The organism is Arthrobacter sp. 05N428_2 (assembly GCF_056397065.1).
Map to the genome: position 1 here is coordinate 243,753 of NZ_JBFTMR010000003.1, position 15,390 is coordinate 259,142.

At 66.7% G+C, this 15,390-nt stretch carries 14 protein-coding genes; 7 read left to right on the forward strand and 7 right to left on the reverse strand.

The features are described 5' to 3' along the window. Positions 1-57: 57 nt before the first annotated feature. Both AC1DGI_RS04490 and ptsP read right to left on the reverse strand, forming a co-directional pair. The gene (locus AC1DGI_RS04490; protein ID WP_441400230.1) at positions 58-507 is read right to left on the reverse strand and encodes a helix-turn-helix domain-containing protein; all 450 of its coding nucleotides are present in this window, start codon (positions 505-507) and stop codon (positions 58-60) included. A gap of 39 nt (positions 508-546) precedes the next feature. After that, positions 547-2,232: a phosphoenolpyruvate--protein phosphotransferase gene (ptsP, locus tag AC1DGI_RS04495; protein ID WP_476897921.1), complete on the reverse strand. Its 1,686-nt coding sequence runs from the start codon at positions 2,230-2,232 to the stop codon at positions 547-549. Between the two features lie 187 nt (positions 2,233-2,419). On the opposite strand from ptsP, the gene AC1DGI_RS04500 reads away from it, so the two are divergent. The 3 genes from AC1DGI_RS04500 to AC1DGI_RS04510 are packed head-to-tail and all read left to right on the forward strand — an operon-like array spanning position 2,420 to position 6,337. Further along, positions 2,420-3,148, forward strand: a complete 729-nt coding sequence (locus AC1DGI_RS04500; protein ID WP_441403631.1) for a TetR/AcrR family transcriptional regulator — start codon at positions 2,420-2,422, stop codon at positions 3,146-3,148. 58 nt (positions 3,149-3,206) lie between these two features. After that, positions 3,207-5,189 carry a PTS mannitol transporter subunit IICBA gene (locus AC1DGI_RS04505; RefSeq protein ID WP_476897922.1) on the forward strand — a complete coding sequence of 661 codons (1,983 nt, stop codon included), beginning with the start codon at positions 3,207-3,209 and terminating at the stop codon, positions 5,187-5,189. Then, on the forward strand, positions 5,189-6,337 hold the full coding sequence (locus AC1DGI_RS04510) for a mannitol-1-phosphate 5-dehydrogenase (RefSeq protein ID WP_476897923.1): 1,149 nt from the start codon (positions 5,189-5,191) through the stop codon (positions 6,335-6,337). The genes AC1DGI_RS04505 and AC1DGI_RS04510 overlap by 1 nt, the downstream gene beginning before the upstream one ends. Positions 6,338-6,428: 91 nt before the next feature. Here AC1DGI_RS04510 and AC1DGI_RS04515 read toward each other — a convergent pair whose 3' ends face one another. Then, positions 6,429-7,916, reverse strand: a complete 1,488-nt coding sequence (locus AC1DGI_RS04515) for an amino acid permease (protein WP_441402474.1) — start codon at positions 7,914-7,916, stop codon at positions 6,429-6,431. A gap of 130 nt (positions 7,917-8,046) precedes the next feature. Here AC1DGI_RS04515 and AC1DGI_RS04520 point away from each other — a divergent pair, with 130 nt between their 5' ends. The 4 genes from AC1DGI_RS04520 (at position 8,047) to AC1DGI_RS04535 (ending at position 10,236) form a co-directional block, all read left to right on the forward strand. Continuing rightward, positions 8,047-8,238, forward strand: coding sequence for a hypothetical protein (locus tag AC1DGI_RS04520; RefSeq protein WP_441402475.1), 192 nt, complete (start codon positions 8,047-8,049; stop codon positions 8,236-8,238). Further along, entirely contained in the window at positions 8,229-8,420 is a 192-nt protein-coding gene (locus AC1DGI_RS04525; protein ID WP_441402476.1) for a GNAT family N-acetyltransferase, read from the forward strand. Before AC1DGI_RS04520 ends, AC1DGI_RS04525 begins: the two co-directional genes overlap by 10 nt. Positions 8,421-8,477: 57 nt before the next feature. Next, positions 8,478-8,936: a MarR family winged helix-turn-helix transcriptional regulator gene (locus AC1DGI_RS04530; RefSeq protein ID WP_441402477.1), complete on the forward strand. Its 459-nt coding sequence runs from the start codon at positions 8,478-8,480 to the stop codon at positions 8,934-8,936. Positions 8,937-9,009: 73 nt separating this feature from the next. After that, the gene (locus tag AC1DGI_RS04535) at positions 9,010-10,236 is read left to right on the forward strand and encodes an MFS transporter (RefSeq protein ID WP_441402478.1); all 1,227 of its coding nucleotides are present in this window, start codon (positions 9,010-9,012) and stop codon (positions 10,234-10,236) included. A 71-nt stretch (positions 10,237-10,307) separates the two neighbouring features. Here the strand turns inward: AC1DGI_RS04535 and AC1DGI_RS04540 are convergent, their stop codons facing one another. From AC1DGI_RS04540 to AC1DGI_RS04555, 4 genes are all read right to left on the reverse strand, one after another. Next, a complete protein-coding gene (locus tag AC1DGI_RS04540; RefSeq protein ID WP_476897924.1) occupies positions 10,308-11,747 on the reverse strand; it encodes a sugar porter family MFS transporter in 1,440 nt (479 codons plus the stop codon). A 117-nt stretch (positions 11,748-11,864) separates the two neighbouring features. After that, on the reverse strand, positions 11,865-13,517 hold the full coding sequence (locus tag AC1DGI_RS04545) for an MDR family MFS transporter (RefSeq protein WP_476897925.1): 1,653 nt from the start codon (positions 13,515-13,517) through the stop codon (positions 11,865-11,867). A gap of 96 nt (positions 13,518-13,613) precedes the next feature. Then, complete coding sequence (gene rraA / locus AC1DGI_RS04550) at positions 13,614-14,111, reverse strand: ribonuclease E activity regulator RraA (RefSeq protein ID WP_476897954.1); 498 nt, start codon at positions 14,109-14,111, stop codon at positions 13,614-13,616. Positions 14,112-14,196: 85 nt separating this feature from the next. Next, positions 14,197-15,207: a thermonuclease family protein gene (locus AC1DGI_RS04555; RefSeq protein WP_476897926.1), complete on the reverse strand. Its 1,011-nt coding sequence runs from the start codon at positions 15,205-15,207 to the stop codon at positions 14,197-14,199. Positions 15,208-15,390: the final 183 nt, after the last annotated feature.

Here is a 15,390-nt window from a genome sequence, read left to right on the forward strand (position 1 = left end):
GGACTCTGCCGCGTTTCCGCGCCCGGCCGGGATCGTTGTTTGATCCTTATCACGCCGTCACGAAGCATCCGCGCCGCCGCCATCTTTGCTGTCAGCAGGGGCGCCGCCCGCGGCAGGGGCGGCTGCCTTCTCCGCCACGCTCTTCTTCTTCTGGATTTCCAGCCACGTCATGATGTCGGCCAGCCGGATCCGCCGGTGCGTGCCGCGATATTCGACCGGGATTTCGCCGCGGTCCGTCATGTTCCGGAGGTACGTGTGCGAGATGCCCGCGAGCTCAGCGGCCTTTGACGTGGTCAGCATTTCCTCCACGCTGCTGACCGTGACCGACTCGCCCCGGCTGAAGCGGCCCAGCAGGTCCACGACGGCGTCCCGCGCCGACGGCGGCAGGCGGTGCACAGTGCCGTCCACGAACACCGTGATGTCGGTGCTGCCGTTGAGCGCGTGCTGCAGTTTTTGTGCGTCATCGGCAGGGAGCCCGGCCGTCACCCGGGGAGCAATCAGTGTCATGGAGTGCATCCTAGCGCCCCCGTCAGCGCGGCACCCCGGTTATAGGCCCAGCTCCTCCAGCACGGGCAGCTTCGCCCGGACCCACGCGCGCGCCTCGGTGGCGCTCGGGGCGGAAAGGGCCAGGGTGGCCAGCTCCTTCGCCTCGGCCAGCGTGACCGTCTTCAGCACGGCGGCGACGGCGGCAATGGAGCGCGCGGTCATGGACAGGGTGGTCACTCCCAGTCCGGTCAGCACGACGGCGAGGGCCGGATCCGCCGCGGCCTCGCCGCAGACGCCCACCGGTTTGGCGTGGCCTTCCGCGGCGGAACCCTCCACCGTGAGGCGCACCAGCCGGAGCACGGCCGGCTGCCATGGGGTGTTCAGTGCCGCCAGCGGGCCCAGCTGCCGGTCGGCGGCCATTGCGTACTGGGTAAGGTCGTTGGTGCCCAGGCTGGCGAAGCCCACCTCCCGGAGGATGGCCTCCGCCGTGAGGGCCGCGGACGGAACCTCCACCATGACGCCCGGCGTCTTGATCCCGGCCGCGGCGCACAGCGAGGCGAAGCGCGCGGCCTCCTCCGCCGTTGAAATCATCGGCGCCATCACCCAGACGTCCGCCTCGGAATCCTGCTCCGCCCGGGCGATCGCCTGCAGCTGGCGTTCCAGCACACCGGGGGTGGTGAAGTCGGTCCGGTAGCCGCGGACGCCGAGGGCCGGGTTGGGCTCGGTGGCGTCGGTCAGGAACGGGAGCGGCTTGTCCGCGCCGGCGTCGAGGGTGCGGAGCACCACCTTCTTGCCGGGGAAGGCGTCGAAGACGCCCTTGTACGCGGCGGCCTGTTCGTCCAAGGTGGGTTCGGTGTCCCGTTCGAGGAAGCAGAACTCGGTCCGGAACAGGCCTACGCCCTGGGCGTTGAGCCCGGCGGCGGCTACGGCGTCCTTGGCGCCGCCGACGTTGGCCAGGAGCGGTACGAGGTGGCCGTCCGCCGTCGTGCCGGAACCGTCAAAGGCGGCCAGCAGCGACGCTGTCGCGGCCCAGTTTTCCGCGGCGGCGCGCTGGGCGTCGTCCGGCTCCGCAACGATGGTGCCGGCGGCGCCGTCGACGTAGACCTCCGTGCCGTCCGGGAGCGCGTCGACGCCCGCGGCGGCGACGACGGCGGGCAGCCCCAAAGAGCGGGCGATGATGGCGGTGTGGGACTGCGGGCCGCCGCCGGCCGTGAGCAGCGCCAGCACTTTCTCGGGGTCAAGCGTGGCCGTGTCCGCCGGAGCAAGGTCTTCGGCAATCAGGATGAACGGGGTGCCGGAGGTGGGGATACCCGGTGCAGCGACGCCGCGCAGTTCGGCCACGATCCGGGCACGGACGTCCAGCACGTCGGTGGCTCGCTCGGCCATGTAGCCGCCGAGGTTGTGCAGCATCTCCGAGACGGAAGCGCCGGCCTCCCAGATGGCTCGCTGGTTGGACGTGCCGCGGCCGATCAGTTTGGCGGCGGACTTCAGCAGCATGGTATCCGTTGCCATCAGCGCGGTGGCTTCGAGCACCGCCTTGCCGTCCCCGCTGACCGTCTCGGACCTGGCCTTGAGCTCGTCGTGGACCGCCTTCGCCGCCGTCTTCAGCGCCGCCGTCGCGTCCTCGGCGGAGACGCCGGCCGGGAGCTGCTCGCCTGCCGGCGGCTCGCTGACCGCTTTGGGCATCTGGCGAATGGTGCCGATGATCCGGCCGGGGCTGACGCCTACACCTTGGAAGTTCTGCACTGAAAGTCCTCATTCTCTGCCGTGAGCCAGTAAGCCAGTTCAGGTGCCACTGAGCCGCTGCATCCTAGACTTCCCGCGGCTGTCCGCTACGTCAACCTGCAGCTCGCTGTACTTGAAAAGCGGTACCTGAAAAAAGTGCCTGTGATGCACTTCATATAGCATTGCTATAGGTGCTAGGGTAGCGGTCATGAGTACCATTGGCCAGCTACCGCCCAAAACCCGGCTGCTCCGCGCAGCCGCCGGGTTGCTGGCCAAGTCCGGGGGGGCCGCCGTTTCCACCCGCCAGATCACCCAGCTGGCAGGGGTGACCGCCCCCACCCTCTATCACCACTTCGGGGACAAGGAAGGGCTGTTTGACGCAGTCGTGGCCGCGGGCTTCGAGGAATACGTGGCCGGTGAACGCGACTTCGCCCCGTCCGGCATGCCGCTGGAGGACATCCGGCGGATGTGGGACCAGCACGTCCAGTTCGGGCTCAAGCAGCCGGAACTCTACCTTGTCATGTTCGGTAACATCCGCCCGGAAAGCCGTCCCGCCGTCGTCGCCGACGCCGAGGCGCTGATGGAGGAAATGCTGAACAAGGCCGCGGTGGCCGGCCAGCTCGCTGTCCCGCCGAGGGAGGCGGCCCGGAGCATCCTGGCCGCCAATGTGGGCGTGACCCTCATGCTGATCACGGAGAAGGCGCCGGAGCGCAACCTTGAACTCTCGGTCATGACCCGCGACGCGATGATCTTCGCGGTCTCCACGGAGCAGGCCCGGGAGGCCGCGCCGGAGGACACCGGGAAATCCCCGGTGGTGGTGGCTGCCATCGCGCTGAATGCTGCGCTGCAGGCTTCGCACTCGGACCAGCTCTCCAGCTCCGAACTCAAGCTCTTCCTTGAATGGCTTCACCGGATCTCCACCAGTTCCACCAGCTAGCTCGTCGAAAATATCGGCCAAACCTGCGGTGCAGCAGGAATCACGGTTAGGAAATCAGATGGCAACAGAGACAGTTGCGAAACCCCGAAGCAGCGTGCGGGTCGGCGTCCAGAAATTTGGCACCTTCCTCTCCGGGATGATCATGCCCAACATTGGCGCCTTCATTGCCTGGGGCATCATTACCGCCTTCTTCATCCCCGCAGGCTTCACCCCCAACACGGACCTGGCCAAACTGGTCAGCCCGATGATCACGTACCTGCTGCCGCTCCTGATCGGCTACACCGGCGGCCGCATGGTCTACGGCGTCCGCGGCGGCGTCGTCGGCGCGGCCGCCACCATGGGCGTGATCGTCGGAACAGACATCCCGATGTTCATCGGCGCCATGATCATGGGCCCGCTGACGGCATGGATCATGAAGAAGATCGAAAGCCTCTGGGAGAACAAGGTCAAGCCCGGCTTCGAGATGCTGATCGACAACTTCACCGCGGGCATCGTCGCCGCCATCATGGCCATCTTCGGCATGCTGGTGATCGGCCCGGTGGTGAAGGCCTTCAGCAACGGCGCCAGCGCCGTCGTCGAGTTCCTGGTCCACAACGGCCTGCTGCCCTTCACGAGCATCTTCATCGAGCCCGCGAAGGTCCTCTTCTTGAACAACGCGGTCAACCACGGCATCCTGACCCCGCTGGGTACGGAACAGGCGCTCACGCAGGGCAAATCCATCCTGTTCCTGCTCGAGGCCAACCCCGGCCCCGGCGTCGGCATCCTGCTCGCCTACATGCTTTTCGGCAAGGGCATGGCCAAGGCCTCGGCCCCCGGTGCCGCGCTGATCCAGTTCGTCGGCGGCATCCACGAGATCTACTTCCCGTTCGTGCTGATGAAGCCGATCATCATCCTCGCCGCGATCGGCGGCGGCATGACCGGCATCTTCACCCTCGTCCTGACCGGCGCAGGTCTGCGCTCGCCGGCCGCCCCGGGCAGTATCATCGCGGTGTTCGCCGCGACGCCGGCCGATAGCCTGCTGGGCGTAGCCCTGTCGGTGCTGTTGGCCGCCACCGTGTCCTTCCTGATTGCCTCGGTCATCCTGAAGACCAGCAAGACCGCGGACGAGGATGAACTCGGCGCCGCGACCACCCGGATGGAAACCATGAAGGGCAAGAAGAGCTCCGTCTCCTCCGCCCTCGCGGGAGCCGGGGCGGGTGCCGGGAGCGTCGCGGTGCTGGCCGGTCCGGTCAAGAACATTGTCTTTGCCTGCGACGCCGGCATGGGCTCCAGCGCCATGGGCGCCTCGGTGCTGCGCAACAAGATCAAGGCGGCCGGCTACCCGGACGTCAAGGTCACCAATTCCGCCATCGCGAACCTCAGCGACACCTACGACGTCGTCATCACGCACCAGGACCTGACCGAACGGGCCAAACCCGCCACGGCCAGCGCGGTGCACGTCTCGGTGGACAACTTCATGAACTCGCCGAAGTACGACGACGTGGTGGAGCTGGTCCGGAGCAGCAACGCGCCGGCCGACGGTTCGGGTGCTGCGGGCGAAGGCCTGGCCGGCGCCGGAGCGGCGGCGACAGCGACCGCCGTCGCCGAACCCGAGACCGAAGCCGGCCCTTCAGGCATCCTGGCGGCCGACAGCGTGGTCCTCAGCGGCACGGCAACCACCCGTGACGCCGCGATCGACGAGGCGGGCCGGTTGCTTCTGGAGCGCGGCGCCGTCGACACCGGCTACCTGGCGGCCATGCACGAGCGGGAGGAATCCGTGTCCACCTACATGGGCAGCTACCTCGCGATCCCGCACGGCACCAACGCAGCGAAGGACCACATCATGAAGTCCGCCGTCTCGGTGGTCCGCTACCCGAATGGCATCGACTGGAACGGCAAAGAGGTCAAGTTCGTCGTCGGCGTCGCCGGCATCAACAACGAGCACCTCCAGATCCTGTCCTCCATCGCCAAGGTCTTCACCAACAAGGCCCAGGTCGCGCAGCTGGAGGCGGCCACCACCGTCGATGAAGTGCTCGACTTGTTCGGAAAGGTCAATTCCTAGTGAAGGCTGTTCATTTCGGAGCCGGAAACATCGGCCGCGGGTTCGTCGGACTGCTGCTGCACGAGGCCGGGTATGAGGTGGTGTTCGCGGATGTCGTGGACGCCCTCATCACCCAGCTCGCCGCAACGGACAGCTACCAGGTCCACGAGGTGGGGGACAACCCCGCGGTGCGGACCGTGGACAACTTCCGCGCGCTGAACTCCGGCACCCAGGAAGCCGACGTCGTCGCGGAAATCGCGACGGCGGACATCGTCACCACCGCCGTGGGACCGCACATCCTCAAGTTCGTGGCGCCCGTGATCGCCAAGGGGATCGCGGCCCGGGCGGCGGAACTGGCGCCGTTGCAGGTAATGGCGTGCGAGAACGCCATCAACGCGACCGACATCCTGAAATCCGAAGTTGTCGCCCAGTGGGACCCGGCGGCGGGTTCCCTGGACGACGCCGCCGTGTTCGCCAACACGGCGGTGGACCGGATCGTGCCCAACCAGGCGGCCGGCCAAGGCCTGGACGTCACGGTGGAGACGTTCTACGAGTGGGTCATCGACCGAACCCCGTTCGCGGGCAAGGAGCCGGTGATTCCGGGAGCGACGTTCGTGGACGACCTGGCGCCCTACATCGAGCGGAAGCTCTTCACGGTCAACACCGGGCACGCTTCCGCCGCGTACTTCGGCTACCAGGCCGGGCTGGAGAAGATTTCCGACGCCATGGCGGACCAGGACGTCGCCGCGGATGTGCGCGCCGTCCTGGACGAAACCAAGGAACTGCTGGTGGCCAAGCATGGCTTCAACCGCGACGAGCAGGAAGCCTACGTGCAGAAGATCCTCGGCCGCTTCTCCAACCCGCACCTCCCGGATACCGTGAACCGGGTAGGGCGGGCACCGCTGCGCAAGCTCGGCCGGCACGAGCGCTTTATCGGTCCTGCGGCGGAACTGGCCGAGCGCGGGATCGTCCCCGAGGCACTCCTCGGCGCGATCGCGGCCGCTCTGCGCTTCAACGACCCTGCCGACGCCGAGGCCGTTGAGCTGGCGCAGCTCCTGAACTCCTCCACCCCGGAGGATGCCACGGCGCAGATCACCGGCCTGGACGCCGGGCACCCGCTGTTCCCGGCCGTCTGCGGGCTCGTCGAGGAGGCGAAGGCCGCCGTCTAGCCATACCTGCTGCACCGCAACGACAAACCCTCCCCCGCAGCATGCGGGGGAGGGTTCGTCGTGCCAGCGCCGGCGCCTCAGCGCCGGCGTGTCAGGAGCGGCCGGCCAGGGCGGTTTCGCCGTCGGCCAGAGCGGTTTCCCTGTTGGCCATCGCCTTCCACTCCGTGACCCGTGCCTGGTGCAGCGGCGAACGGCGGACGACGGCGTAGGCACCGCCAAGGATCGCGAACCAGAGCGGGGTGACCAGCAGGGCAATGAGGGTGTCCGGCTGCGTGGTCAGCGCCCAGACCAGGAACGCGAAGAATGCGAACACCACCCAGACCATCGGAATGCCGCCGGGCATCTTGAACGTCGAGGCCTTGTGCAGCGCCGGACGGCGCTTCCGGAATACCAGGTAGCTGGCCAGGATGATGCTCCAGACAAACATGAAGCAGACGGCGGACACCGTGGTGACCATGTCGAACGCCACGCCCACGTCCTTGCCCGCGTAGAGCAGGGCGACGCCGGCGAGCAGCAGCACGCAGGACAGGAACAAGGCGTTCTGCGGGACCTTGCGGCTGGACAGCCGGCCGAAGAGCTTGGGCGCGTCGCCGTCGTTGGCCAGCCCGTACACCATTCGGGAAGTCGAATAGATGCCCGAGTTGGCCGAGGACATGGCAGAGGTCAGCACCACCAGGTTCACCACCGTGGCCGCCATGCCGAGGCCGGCGAGGGAGAACATCGCGATGAAAGGACTCTGGCCGGCCTTGAAGCCGGTCCACGGCGTGACCGACATCAGGATGATGAGGGCGCCCACGTAGAACAGCATGACGCGCAGCGGGATCGCGTTGATGGCGCGCGGCAGGTTGTGCTCCGGGTTCTTGGTTTCGGCGGCGGCGGTGCCGACCAGCTCGATGCCCACAAACGCGAACACGGCAATCTGGAAGCCGGCCACGAAACCCATGAATTCCTTGGGGAAGAAGCCGCCGTGGCTCCACAGGTTGCTGAAGCTTGCGGTGCCGACGTTCGACTGGAAGCCGGTGAAGATCATGACCAGGCCGACCACGATCAGCGCCACGATGGCGACAATCTTGATCAGGGCGAACCAGAACTCGGTCTCGCCGAACGCCTTGACGGTCGGGAGGTTCAGCAGCAGCAGGATGACGATGGTCGCGACCCCGGGGACCCACAGCTGGACGCCCGGCCAGAGCTCCTCGGCGTAGCCGGCGATCGCAATCACGTCCGCCACGCCGGTGACCACCCAGCAGAACCAGTAGGTCCAGCCGGTGAAGAAGCCGGCCCAAGGGCCCAGCAGGTCGCCGGCGAAGTCGCTGAAGGACTTGTAATTCAGGTTGGACAGCAGCAGCTGGCCCATGGCGCGCATCACGAAGAACAGCATGAAGCCGATGATCATGTACACGAAGATCACGGACGGTCCGGCCACCGAGATGGTCTTGCCGGAGCCCATGAAGAGGCCGGTGCCGATCGCCCCGCCGATGGCCAGCAGCTGGATGTGCCGGTTGCTCAACGAGCGGGCTAGATGGGGCTCGGAGTCGCGGCTGGAGACAGTTCTCTGCTCCGCGGTTGTCTGTTCGGGCATTTCAACAATCCTTAGTGTTGTCCGCCGCGGTCAAGTGACGGCGGTTACAAATCAGCCTTTCAAAGGTACATGCTGAGGGGTCGGGGTGCATTGTCGGACAATCCGCCCGCCGTCATGGCAGGCTGGACATGTGACTTCCAACACGACCGGCCGGTCCGCCCTGCTAACATTCGGCGTCGACGACGGGACGGTCCGGCTGCGCTCCGCGGTCCGGCGGGACCTGCCCGACATTCTCGCCCTGCTCGCCGAGGACCAGCTGGGCTCCGAGCGGGAGGGAGCCGGCGCGGCTCGTGGCGCGCGCAGCTCGAATCCGTGCGGGTAGCCCGCGAACTGCGCGGTCAAGGCGTTGGGGCCGCCATGGTGCGGTGGGCGCTCGCGGAATCGCGGCGCCGGGACTGTTCACTGGTGCAGCTCACCACCGACAAGTCGCGGACGGCTGCACATCGCTTCTACGAACGGCTGGGGTTCGCCGCCAGCCACGAGGGCATGAAACTGAGGCTGTAGGCGCTGGATTCGGCCCCGGCTGGCTATTAGGGTGCCTAACTGTTAGGCTTCCTAACTATGAACGATCAACCGCTGCCGGATCCCGACCTGCTCGAGCTGTCCGGGGATTTCCGCGAGGCCCTGCGTCACAGCATTTATCTGGTCCGGCGGTTGGACGCCGAGGGAGAGCTCAGCGCCGCGCAGCTCAGCACGCTGAAGATGCTGCTGGACGCGGTCGACGACGGCGTTCGCGTGGGCGAGATTGCCCGGAATCTCGGCGTCAAGGTGCCCAGTGCCACCGAGCAGATCATCAAGCTCGAACGGGCCGGCCTGGTCCGGCGGGAGGCCGACCCTGCCGACTCCCGGGCCGTCCGGGTGAAGCTCACCGCCGAGGGTCACGCCGCCGTCGAATCCGCTAACACGCGCCGGAACGCGGTGATGGCAGGGATCCTGGGATCACTGACGGACCGGGAACGCCAGGCGCTCGCGGCCGCCCTCCCGGTGATCGGCCGGATCAACGAGTCGCTGCAGCCCTGACAACCCCAGCCTGCCTCGAACCACGGCAGAACGAACCACAGCAAGACCAACCACGACATTAGGAGTGCCCTCCATGGATGGCCAGCTCACGGCCCCCGCGCCGGAAGCAGCATCAACCCTCGAAGCCGAAAAGGCTTCGCTGCTCAGGCAGCCCAAGGCGGTCTGGGCGACGGCCCTGGCGGCGGTGTTCGCGTTCATGGGGATCGGCCTGGTGGACCCCATCCTGCCGGCCATTGCCAAGAACCTCGACGCCAGCCCCAGCCAGGTGTCCTTGCTGTTTACCAGCTACTTCCTGGTTACCGCGATCGCCATGCTGATCACCGGCTTCGTTTCGTCCCGGATCGGCGGCAAGCGCACGCTGCTGGTCGGTCTCGCCATAATCGTCGTGTTCGCCTCGCTCGCCGGCATCTCCGGCAACGTGAGCGAACTGGTCGGCTTCCGCGCCGGCTGGGGGCTGGGCAACGCACTGTTCGTGGCCACCGCGCTGGCGGTGATCGTGGGCGTCGCCAGCGGCGGCGCCGGAACCGCCATCATCCTGTACGAGGCCGCGCTGGGCCTGGGCATCTCGCTCGGCCCGCTGCTCGGCGCCCTGCTGGGCGGCTGGCAGTGGCGTGCCCCGTTCTTCGGCACCGCGGTCCTGATGGCAGCGGCTCTGATCGCCCTGCTCGCCCTGCTGCCTAAAACCCCGCGGCCGGAACGCAAGGTCCGGCTCCGGGACCCGCTGCTGGCCCTGGGCCACCGGGGGCTGCGGACCACGGCGGCCAGCGGGCTGTTCTACAACTACGGCTTCTTCACCATCCTCGCCTTCACGCCGTTCATCCTCGGCATGGATGCCTACGGAATCGGCGGCGTGTTCTTCGGCTGGGGCGTGGCCGTGGCCGTGTTCTCGGTGTTCGTGGCCCCGGTCCTGCAACGGCGTTTCGGAGCCGTCCGGGCACTCGCGGGCACCCTGGCGCTGCTGCTCCTGGACCTGGCCGGTCTGGGACTGGCCGCGGGGCACTCGGTGCCCGCCGTCGTCGTCCTGGTGGTGGCTTCCGGCGCGCTGCTGGGGATCAACAACACGATCTACACCGAGCTGGCCATGGGCGTTTCGGATTCGCCCCGGCCGGTCGCGTCCGCCGGCTACAACTTCGTGCGCTGGATGGGCGGCGCCCTGGCGCCCTTCGCGGCGGCGCAACTGGGCGAACACTTCGGCCCGCAGGTGCCGTTCTTCGCCGCAGCCGCGGCGCTGGCGGTCGCCATCGCCGTGGTCCTGGGCGGCCGCCGGTACCTGGTCGCGCACGAACCGCACCTGGTCTGAGCCTCCGGCCCGCGGTGCCTACGCCCGCGGTGCCTACGCCCGCGGTGCCCCCGAACGGGGCGCCGCGGGCGTTACTTTTTCTTGGCCGAGCCCTTCGGCACAAAAAGCGTCTCTGCCTGCTCGAGCGCCATGCCGTTGGTTTCCGGCACCTTGAACATCACAAAGAAGAACGACGCCGCAGCGAACGCGGCGTACATGGCGTAGGTCAGCGGCAGGGACGCCGCCGCCATCACCGGGAAGCTCAACGTGATGGCAAAGTTGGCGATCCACTGGGCGGCCGCCGCCAGACCCAGGGCGCGGGCGCGGATGCGGGACGGGAAGATCTCGCCCAGCAGCACCCACACCAGCGGACCCCAGGAGGCGCCGAAGCTGATGACGAAGACGTTGGCGGCCACCAGGGCGGCCGGGCCCCAGGCGCCGGGAAGCGTGATGTCGCTGCCGGAACCGGTGGCCGAGCTGAACGCGACCGCCATCGTCGCCAGCGAGACGGCCATGCCGATGGAGCCGGTCAGCAGGATCGGACGGCGCCCCACCCGGTCCACGAGCGCGATGGCCACGAGGGTCACCAAGATGTTGGTGATCGCGGTGGCCACCGAGATCGTGAGCGAGTCCTTCTCCTGGAAGCCCACCGCTTTCCAAAGTGTCGTGGAGTAGTAGAAGATCACGTTTATGCCGACGAACTGCTGCAGCACGGACAGGATGATGCCGATCCACACGACCGGCTGCAGGCCCAGCGCTTTGCCGCGCAGGGAGCCCTTCTTGCCGGCGGCCGAGTCTTCCTCGATGGCGGTCTTGATATCGCGCAGGCTGCGGTCGGTGTCCTCATCCGGTGCGATGGACTCGAACACCTCGCGGGCCTCGTCTTCCTTGCCCTTGAACACCAGGAACCGCGGCGATTCGGGGAGCGTAAAAGCGACCCAGCCGTAAACGATGGCAGGGACGGCCCCGGCGACGAACATCCAGCGCCAGGCCTCCACACCGAAATAAAGGGGATGCCCGGCGCCGCCGGCAGAGTTGGCGAACACGGCGTCGGAGAGGAGCGCAGCGAAAATGCCGGTGGTGATGGCGAGCTGCTGCAAAGACGCCAGACGGCCGCGCACCCGGCGCGGCGAGATCTCGGAGATGTAAGCCGGAGCAATCACCGAGGCCAGGCCGATGCCCAGACCGCCGACGAGGCGCCAGAACACCAGGTCCCACACGCCAAAAGCGAACCCCGCGCCGAAGGCGCTGACCAGGAACAACAAGGCACCGATCTTCATCGCCGGGATACGGCCGTAACGGTCCGCGATCCGTCCCGCCAGGTAGGCACCGACCGCGCAGCCCAGCAGGGCCACCGCGACCGCGAAGCCGGTCACGGCCTCGCTCAGTCCGAATTGCCCCTTGATGGCGTCGACCGCGCCATTGACGACGGACGAGTCGAAGCCGAAGAGGAAGCCGCCGACGGCGCCCGCCACCGCCAACCAAATGACCCGTCCGGGGATCTTGGCGGCAGGCTGGTCATTCTTGGTCATGGAAGCTCCTCGGCAGATCGTGGTCCTCGGCTCACGCCGAATCTCCAGTCTTGCACCGGCGCCACCGGGATGCACGTCACACGAGTGCCGACGTGGGGTGGACCGTGACGTGCCAGCCTAGTGGGCCGGTACCGCCTCCTTGGCGGCAGCCTTCGGATCCGTGAGCTTCTTATTCGGCAGCGCGAAGGTGATCAGGAACGCGATACCGGTCAGCACGGCCGCCGTCAGCATGACCGCGTCGATGGACTGGGCGAATCCTTCGGTGATCGGCCGGGTCAGCGCTGAATTGGCTGTGTGCAGCCAGCTCGTATCGTTCAGCGAGTCGTTGCTGGCGCCGTTCTTGAAGAACGCGTAGAGCTTGGCGTTGGCGGGGTCGGCCGCCACGGCAGGATCCTTAAGCACCTTGAGGTAGTCCGCGTTCTGTACGGCGTCCTTCATGCCGGTGGCAATCTTGTCCGCCGCGAGGCTGAAGAGCATCGAGATGAACACCGCGGTGCCCACCGCGCCGCCCATGGACCGGAAGAAGGCGGCGGAGGAGGTGCCCACCCCCATGTCCTTGGCCGGAACGGAGACCTGCATGGCGAGGGTGAGCGGCTGCATGCAGAAGCCCAGGCCCAGGCCGAAGAACACGGCGATTGCACCCGGAACCCAGAGCGGTGTGTCGACGCCGAGGGACAGGCCCATGACGACGGCGGCCACTGTCAGTACGGCCGTACCCAGGATCGGGAAGATCCGGTAGGTGCCGGAGGCCGAAATGGTCCGCCCGGCCGTGATGGAACCGGTCAGGATGCCCACCGTGAAGGTGATCATCATGAGGCCCGCCTCGGTGGGGGTCAGGCCCTTGACCAGCTGGAGATACATCGGCAGCATCGCGATCGCACCGAACATGCCGACGCCGATGATGAAGTTCAGCAGTGAGGAGAGCCCGAAGGTGATGTTACGGAACAGCCGGAGCGGAATCAGGGCGTAGTCACCGGCACGCTTTTCGGCCAGCAGGAACGCAATGATGCCAACGACGCCGAGGCCGTAGCAGAGGAAGGCGCCGGTGGAGCTCCAGCCCCAGGTGCGACCCTGCTCGGCGACGAGGAGCAGCGGCACGATCGCCAGGGTGATGGCGGCGGCGCCCCAGTAGTCGATCTTCTGCTTCACGTGCTTGGCGGGCAGGTGCAGGTACAGGAACACGACGGCGAGGGCGGCCAGACCGATCGGGAGGTTGATGAAGAAGACCCAGCGCCAGCCGTCGAAACCCAGAATATTGGCGGAACCGGCAAAGGCTCCGCCGATCACGGGCCCCAGCACGGAGGAGACGCCGAAGACCGACATGAAGTAGCCCTGGAACTTGGCGCGGTCCTTCAACGCCACGATGTCCCCGATGATGGTCAACGCGAGGGCCAGCAGACCGCCGGCGCCCATGCCCTGGATGCCGCGGGCTACCGCGAGTTCAGTCATGGAATGGACCGAGCCCGCGTAGAGGGATCCGGCCAGGAAGATCAGGATTGCGGTCAGGTAGAGCGGGCGGCGCCCGAAAATGTCGCTGAGCTTGCCATAGAGCGGTGTACTCACCGTGGAGGTGATCAGGTACGCCGTTGTCGCCCAGGCCTGCAGCGAGAGGCCGTCCAGGTCGTTCGCGATGGTGTAGATCGACGTCGACACGATTGTCTGGTCGAGGGAGGACAGGAACATCCCGAGCATGAGGCCCACCATGACGGTGATGGTCTGCCGGTGGGTCAGGACCTCTCCGGGCAGGCGGGGGGACGTGGTTTTGGACATGACTGCTCCAAGGGGAAGATTTTGGGGATCAAGCAGGAAGGTTGCTTTCAGTAACTATCCTAACGGCTGAAATGTTCCCGTCTTCCGCACTCCCGCTCAGCGTTCGAGCAGGATGCCATCCGGGTCGCACCAGATCAGTTGACCCGGCCGGACCACGACGCCGTCGATTTCCAGCTCCACGTCGCTCTCGCCGGCGCCGGCTTTCGCGCTTTTGCGCGGGTTGCTGCCGAGCGCCTTCACTCCCAACGGCAGTCCGGCGATCGCCACCCGGTCCCGGATGGCACCGTTGATCACGACGCCGGCCCAGCCGTTGGCGACGGCGCTCGCGGCGATCAGGTCCCCCAACAGCGCCGTGCGCAACGAGCCGCCGCCGTCCACCACCAGGACGGCGCCGTTCCCCGGAGTACCCAGGACGGACTTCACCAAGGCGTTGTCCTCCAGGCAGCGGATGGTCCGGACCGGGCCGCTGAAGTGCGCGTGGCCGCCGAGGGACTGGAATTGCAGGGAGATGGAGTCCAGCTCCCCGCCGCGCTCGTCGTAGAGGTCGGCAGTGTTGACAGAGCTAGCCGGGGCGAGCGGACTGACGGGGGTCATGGGCAATTCGGGCACGATGTCTCCTGGTTCTAGAGCTATTTTGACGGGGCGTCTTGCCAAGAACCAGGCGACACCGGTTCCTGACCTACTTCTTACTGCAAGGGGTCCACGATTTTCCACCGGGCGCGTAGCACCGGGGGCCGGTGTACTTGGGTCCGGGAACCGGCGCCGGCGGGACATAGGCAGGTGGTACGTACGCCGGCGGCACATAGGCAGGCGGAACATAGGGGGCTGGCACCGGGGGCAGGTTTCGCACCCTCTCCGCCTCGGCTGCCTGTGCGGCCGCCGCAGCTGCGGCGTCGGCGGCTTGGCGGGCGGCTTCCGCGGCGACGTCGGCAAGGGCCTTCTTTTTGGCCACGATTGCGGTCTGGCGTCCGGAGCCAGCGGCGTTCGCCGAAGTCAGCCGAGTGACCAAGGCGTTGCGCTGGGACGGTTCGTAAGCGGCCCAGTGAACGAGGTTATTTGCCTCCGCCGCTGCCTTAAGTGCGACAACCGTAGCCAGCGCCGTCACCAAACCCGCGTGCCCCTTGTCAAGATCGAGGTTGTTATCGGCGAGCGGCCCCGCGACTAGCGAATCGACGAGCTTTGTGGCCTCTTGCACTTGCTGGGCGGGAAGGCAGGCGATGCTCGTCGAATGGAGTCCGGCCGCTGCCGTGCGGGCCTCTTCAAAGGCATCCACCACCGGCTGGTAGAACTTCCGGTTCGGCTCAAAGAGGACGGGGACACCGAGTCCCTTTCGCGCAACTTCTGCGTTTACAAGCCGCCCGGAAGAGTCGAGAACGCCGGCCAGCGTTCGTCCGTATTTATCCAGTGGTTCCTTGTCCAGCTCGAGCACGACTTTGGAACCGACCGGCAGGAACTCCTCCAACGCCTTCGTCGCTTCGGGTCCCATGCACTCAGCCGGCACATTTGGATCCTTGGTTTCGGGTGTATCGACATTTAGGAGTCTGACGGTTTTCTCGCCGCCGCCAGCCGAAGCGACGAAGGTATCCCCGTCAATTACCCGGACGACAACGGCTTCGTTTTTGCTCGCGTTGAGGCTTGCTGTGGCAGCATCCCTATTTGTTGTGTTTTCGTTACAGCCACTGATCGCCAAGGCCGCTGCGGTGGCTAGCCCAGCAAACTTTATGGCGACTAATTGGCGTGACTTCGATGATGACAAAATGCATTCCCCCACGGAACGAGTGATAACGCCTCCAATCGGAGGTTCGAGGGATGACATTACTGGCTGACTCAGACATATGTGTTTTTACCCGCTCTGTCCTGATCCGCCCCACGA

Excerpts from the sequence above, each read along its gene's own strand:
- AC1DGI_RS04540 (WP_476897924.1), bottom strand. The coding sequence starts at position 11,747 with ATGACCAAGAATGACCAGCCTGCCGCCAAGATCCCCGGACGGGTCATT.
- AC1DGI_RS04490 (WP_441400230.1), bottom strand. The coding sequence starts at position 507 with ATGACACTGATTGCTCCCCGGGTGACGGCCGGGCTCCCTGCCGATGAC.
- AC1DGI_RS04545 (WP_476897925.1), bottom strand. The coding sequence starts at position 13,517 with ATGTCCAAAACCACGTCCCCCCGCCTGCCCGGAGAGGTCCTGACCCAC.
- AC1DGI_RS04505 (WP_476897922.1), top strand. The coding sequence starts at position 3,207 with ATGGCAACAGAGACAGTTGCGAAACCCCGAAGCAGCGTGCGGGTCGGC.
- rraA (WP_476897954.1), bottom strand. The coding sequence starts at position 14,111 with ATGACCCCCGTCAGTCCGCTCGCCCCGGCTAGCTCTGTCAACACTGCC.
- AC1DGI_RS04500 (WP_441403631.1), top strand. The coding sequence starts at position 2,420 with ATGAGTACCATTGGCCAGCTACCGCCCAAAACCCGGCTGCTCCGCGCA.
- AC1DGI_RS04515 (WP_441402474.1), bottom strand. The coding sequence starts at position 7,916 with ATGCCCGAACAGACAACCGCGGAGCAGAGAACTGTCTCCAGCCGCGAC.
- AC1DGI_RS04530 (WP_441402477.1), top strand. The coding sequence starts at position 8,478 with ATGAACGATCAACCGCTGCCGGATCCCGACCTGCTCGAGCTGTCCGGG.
- AC1DGI_RS04535 (WP_441402478.1), top strand. The coding sequence starts at position 9,010 with ATGGATGGCCAGCTCACGGCCCCCGCGCCGGAAGCAGCATCAACCCTC.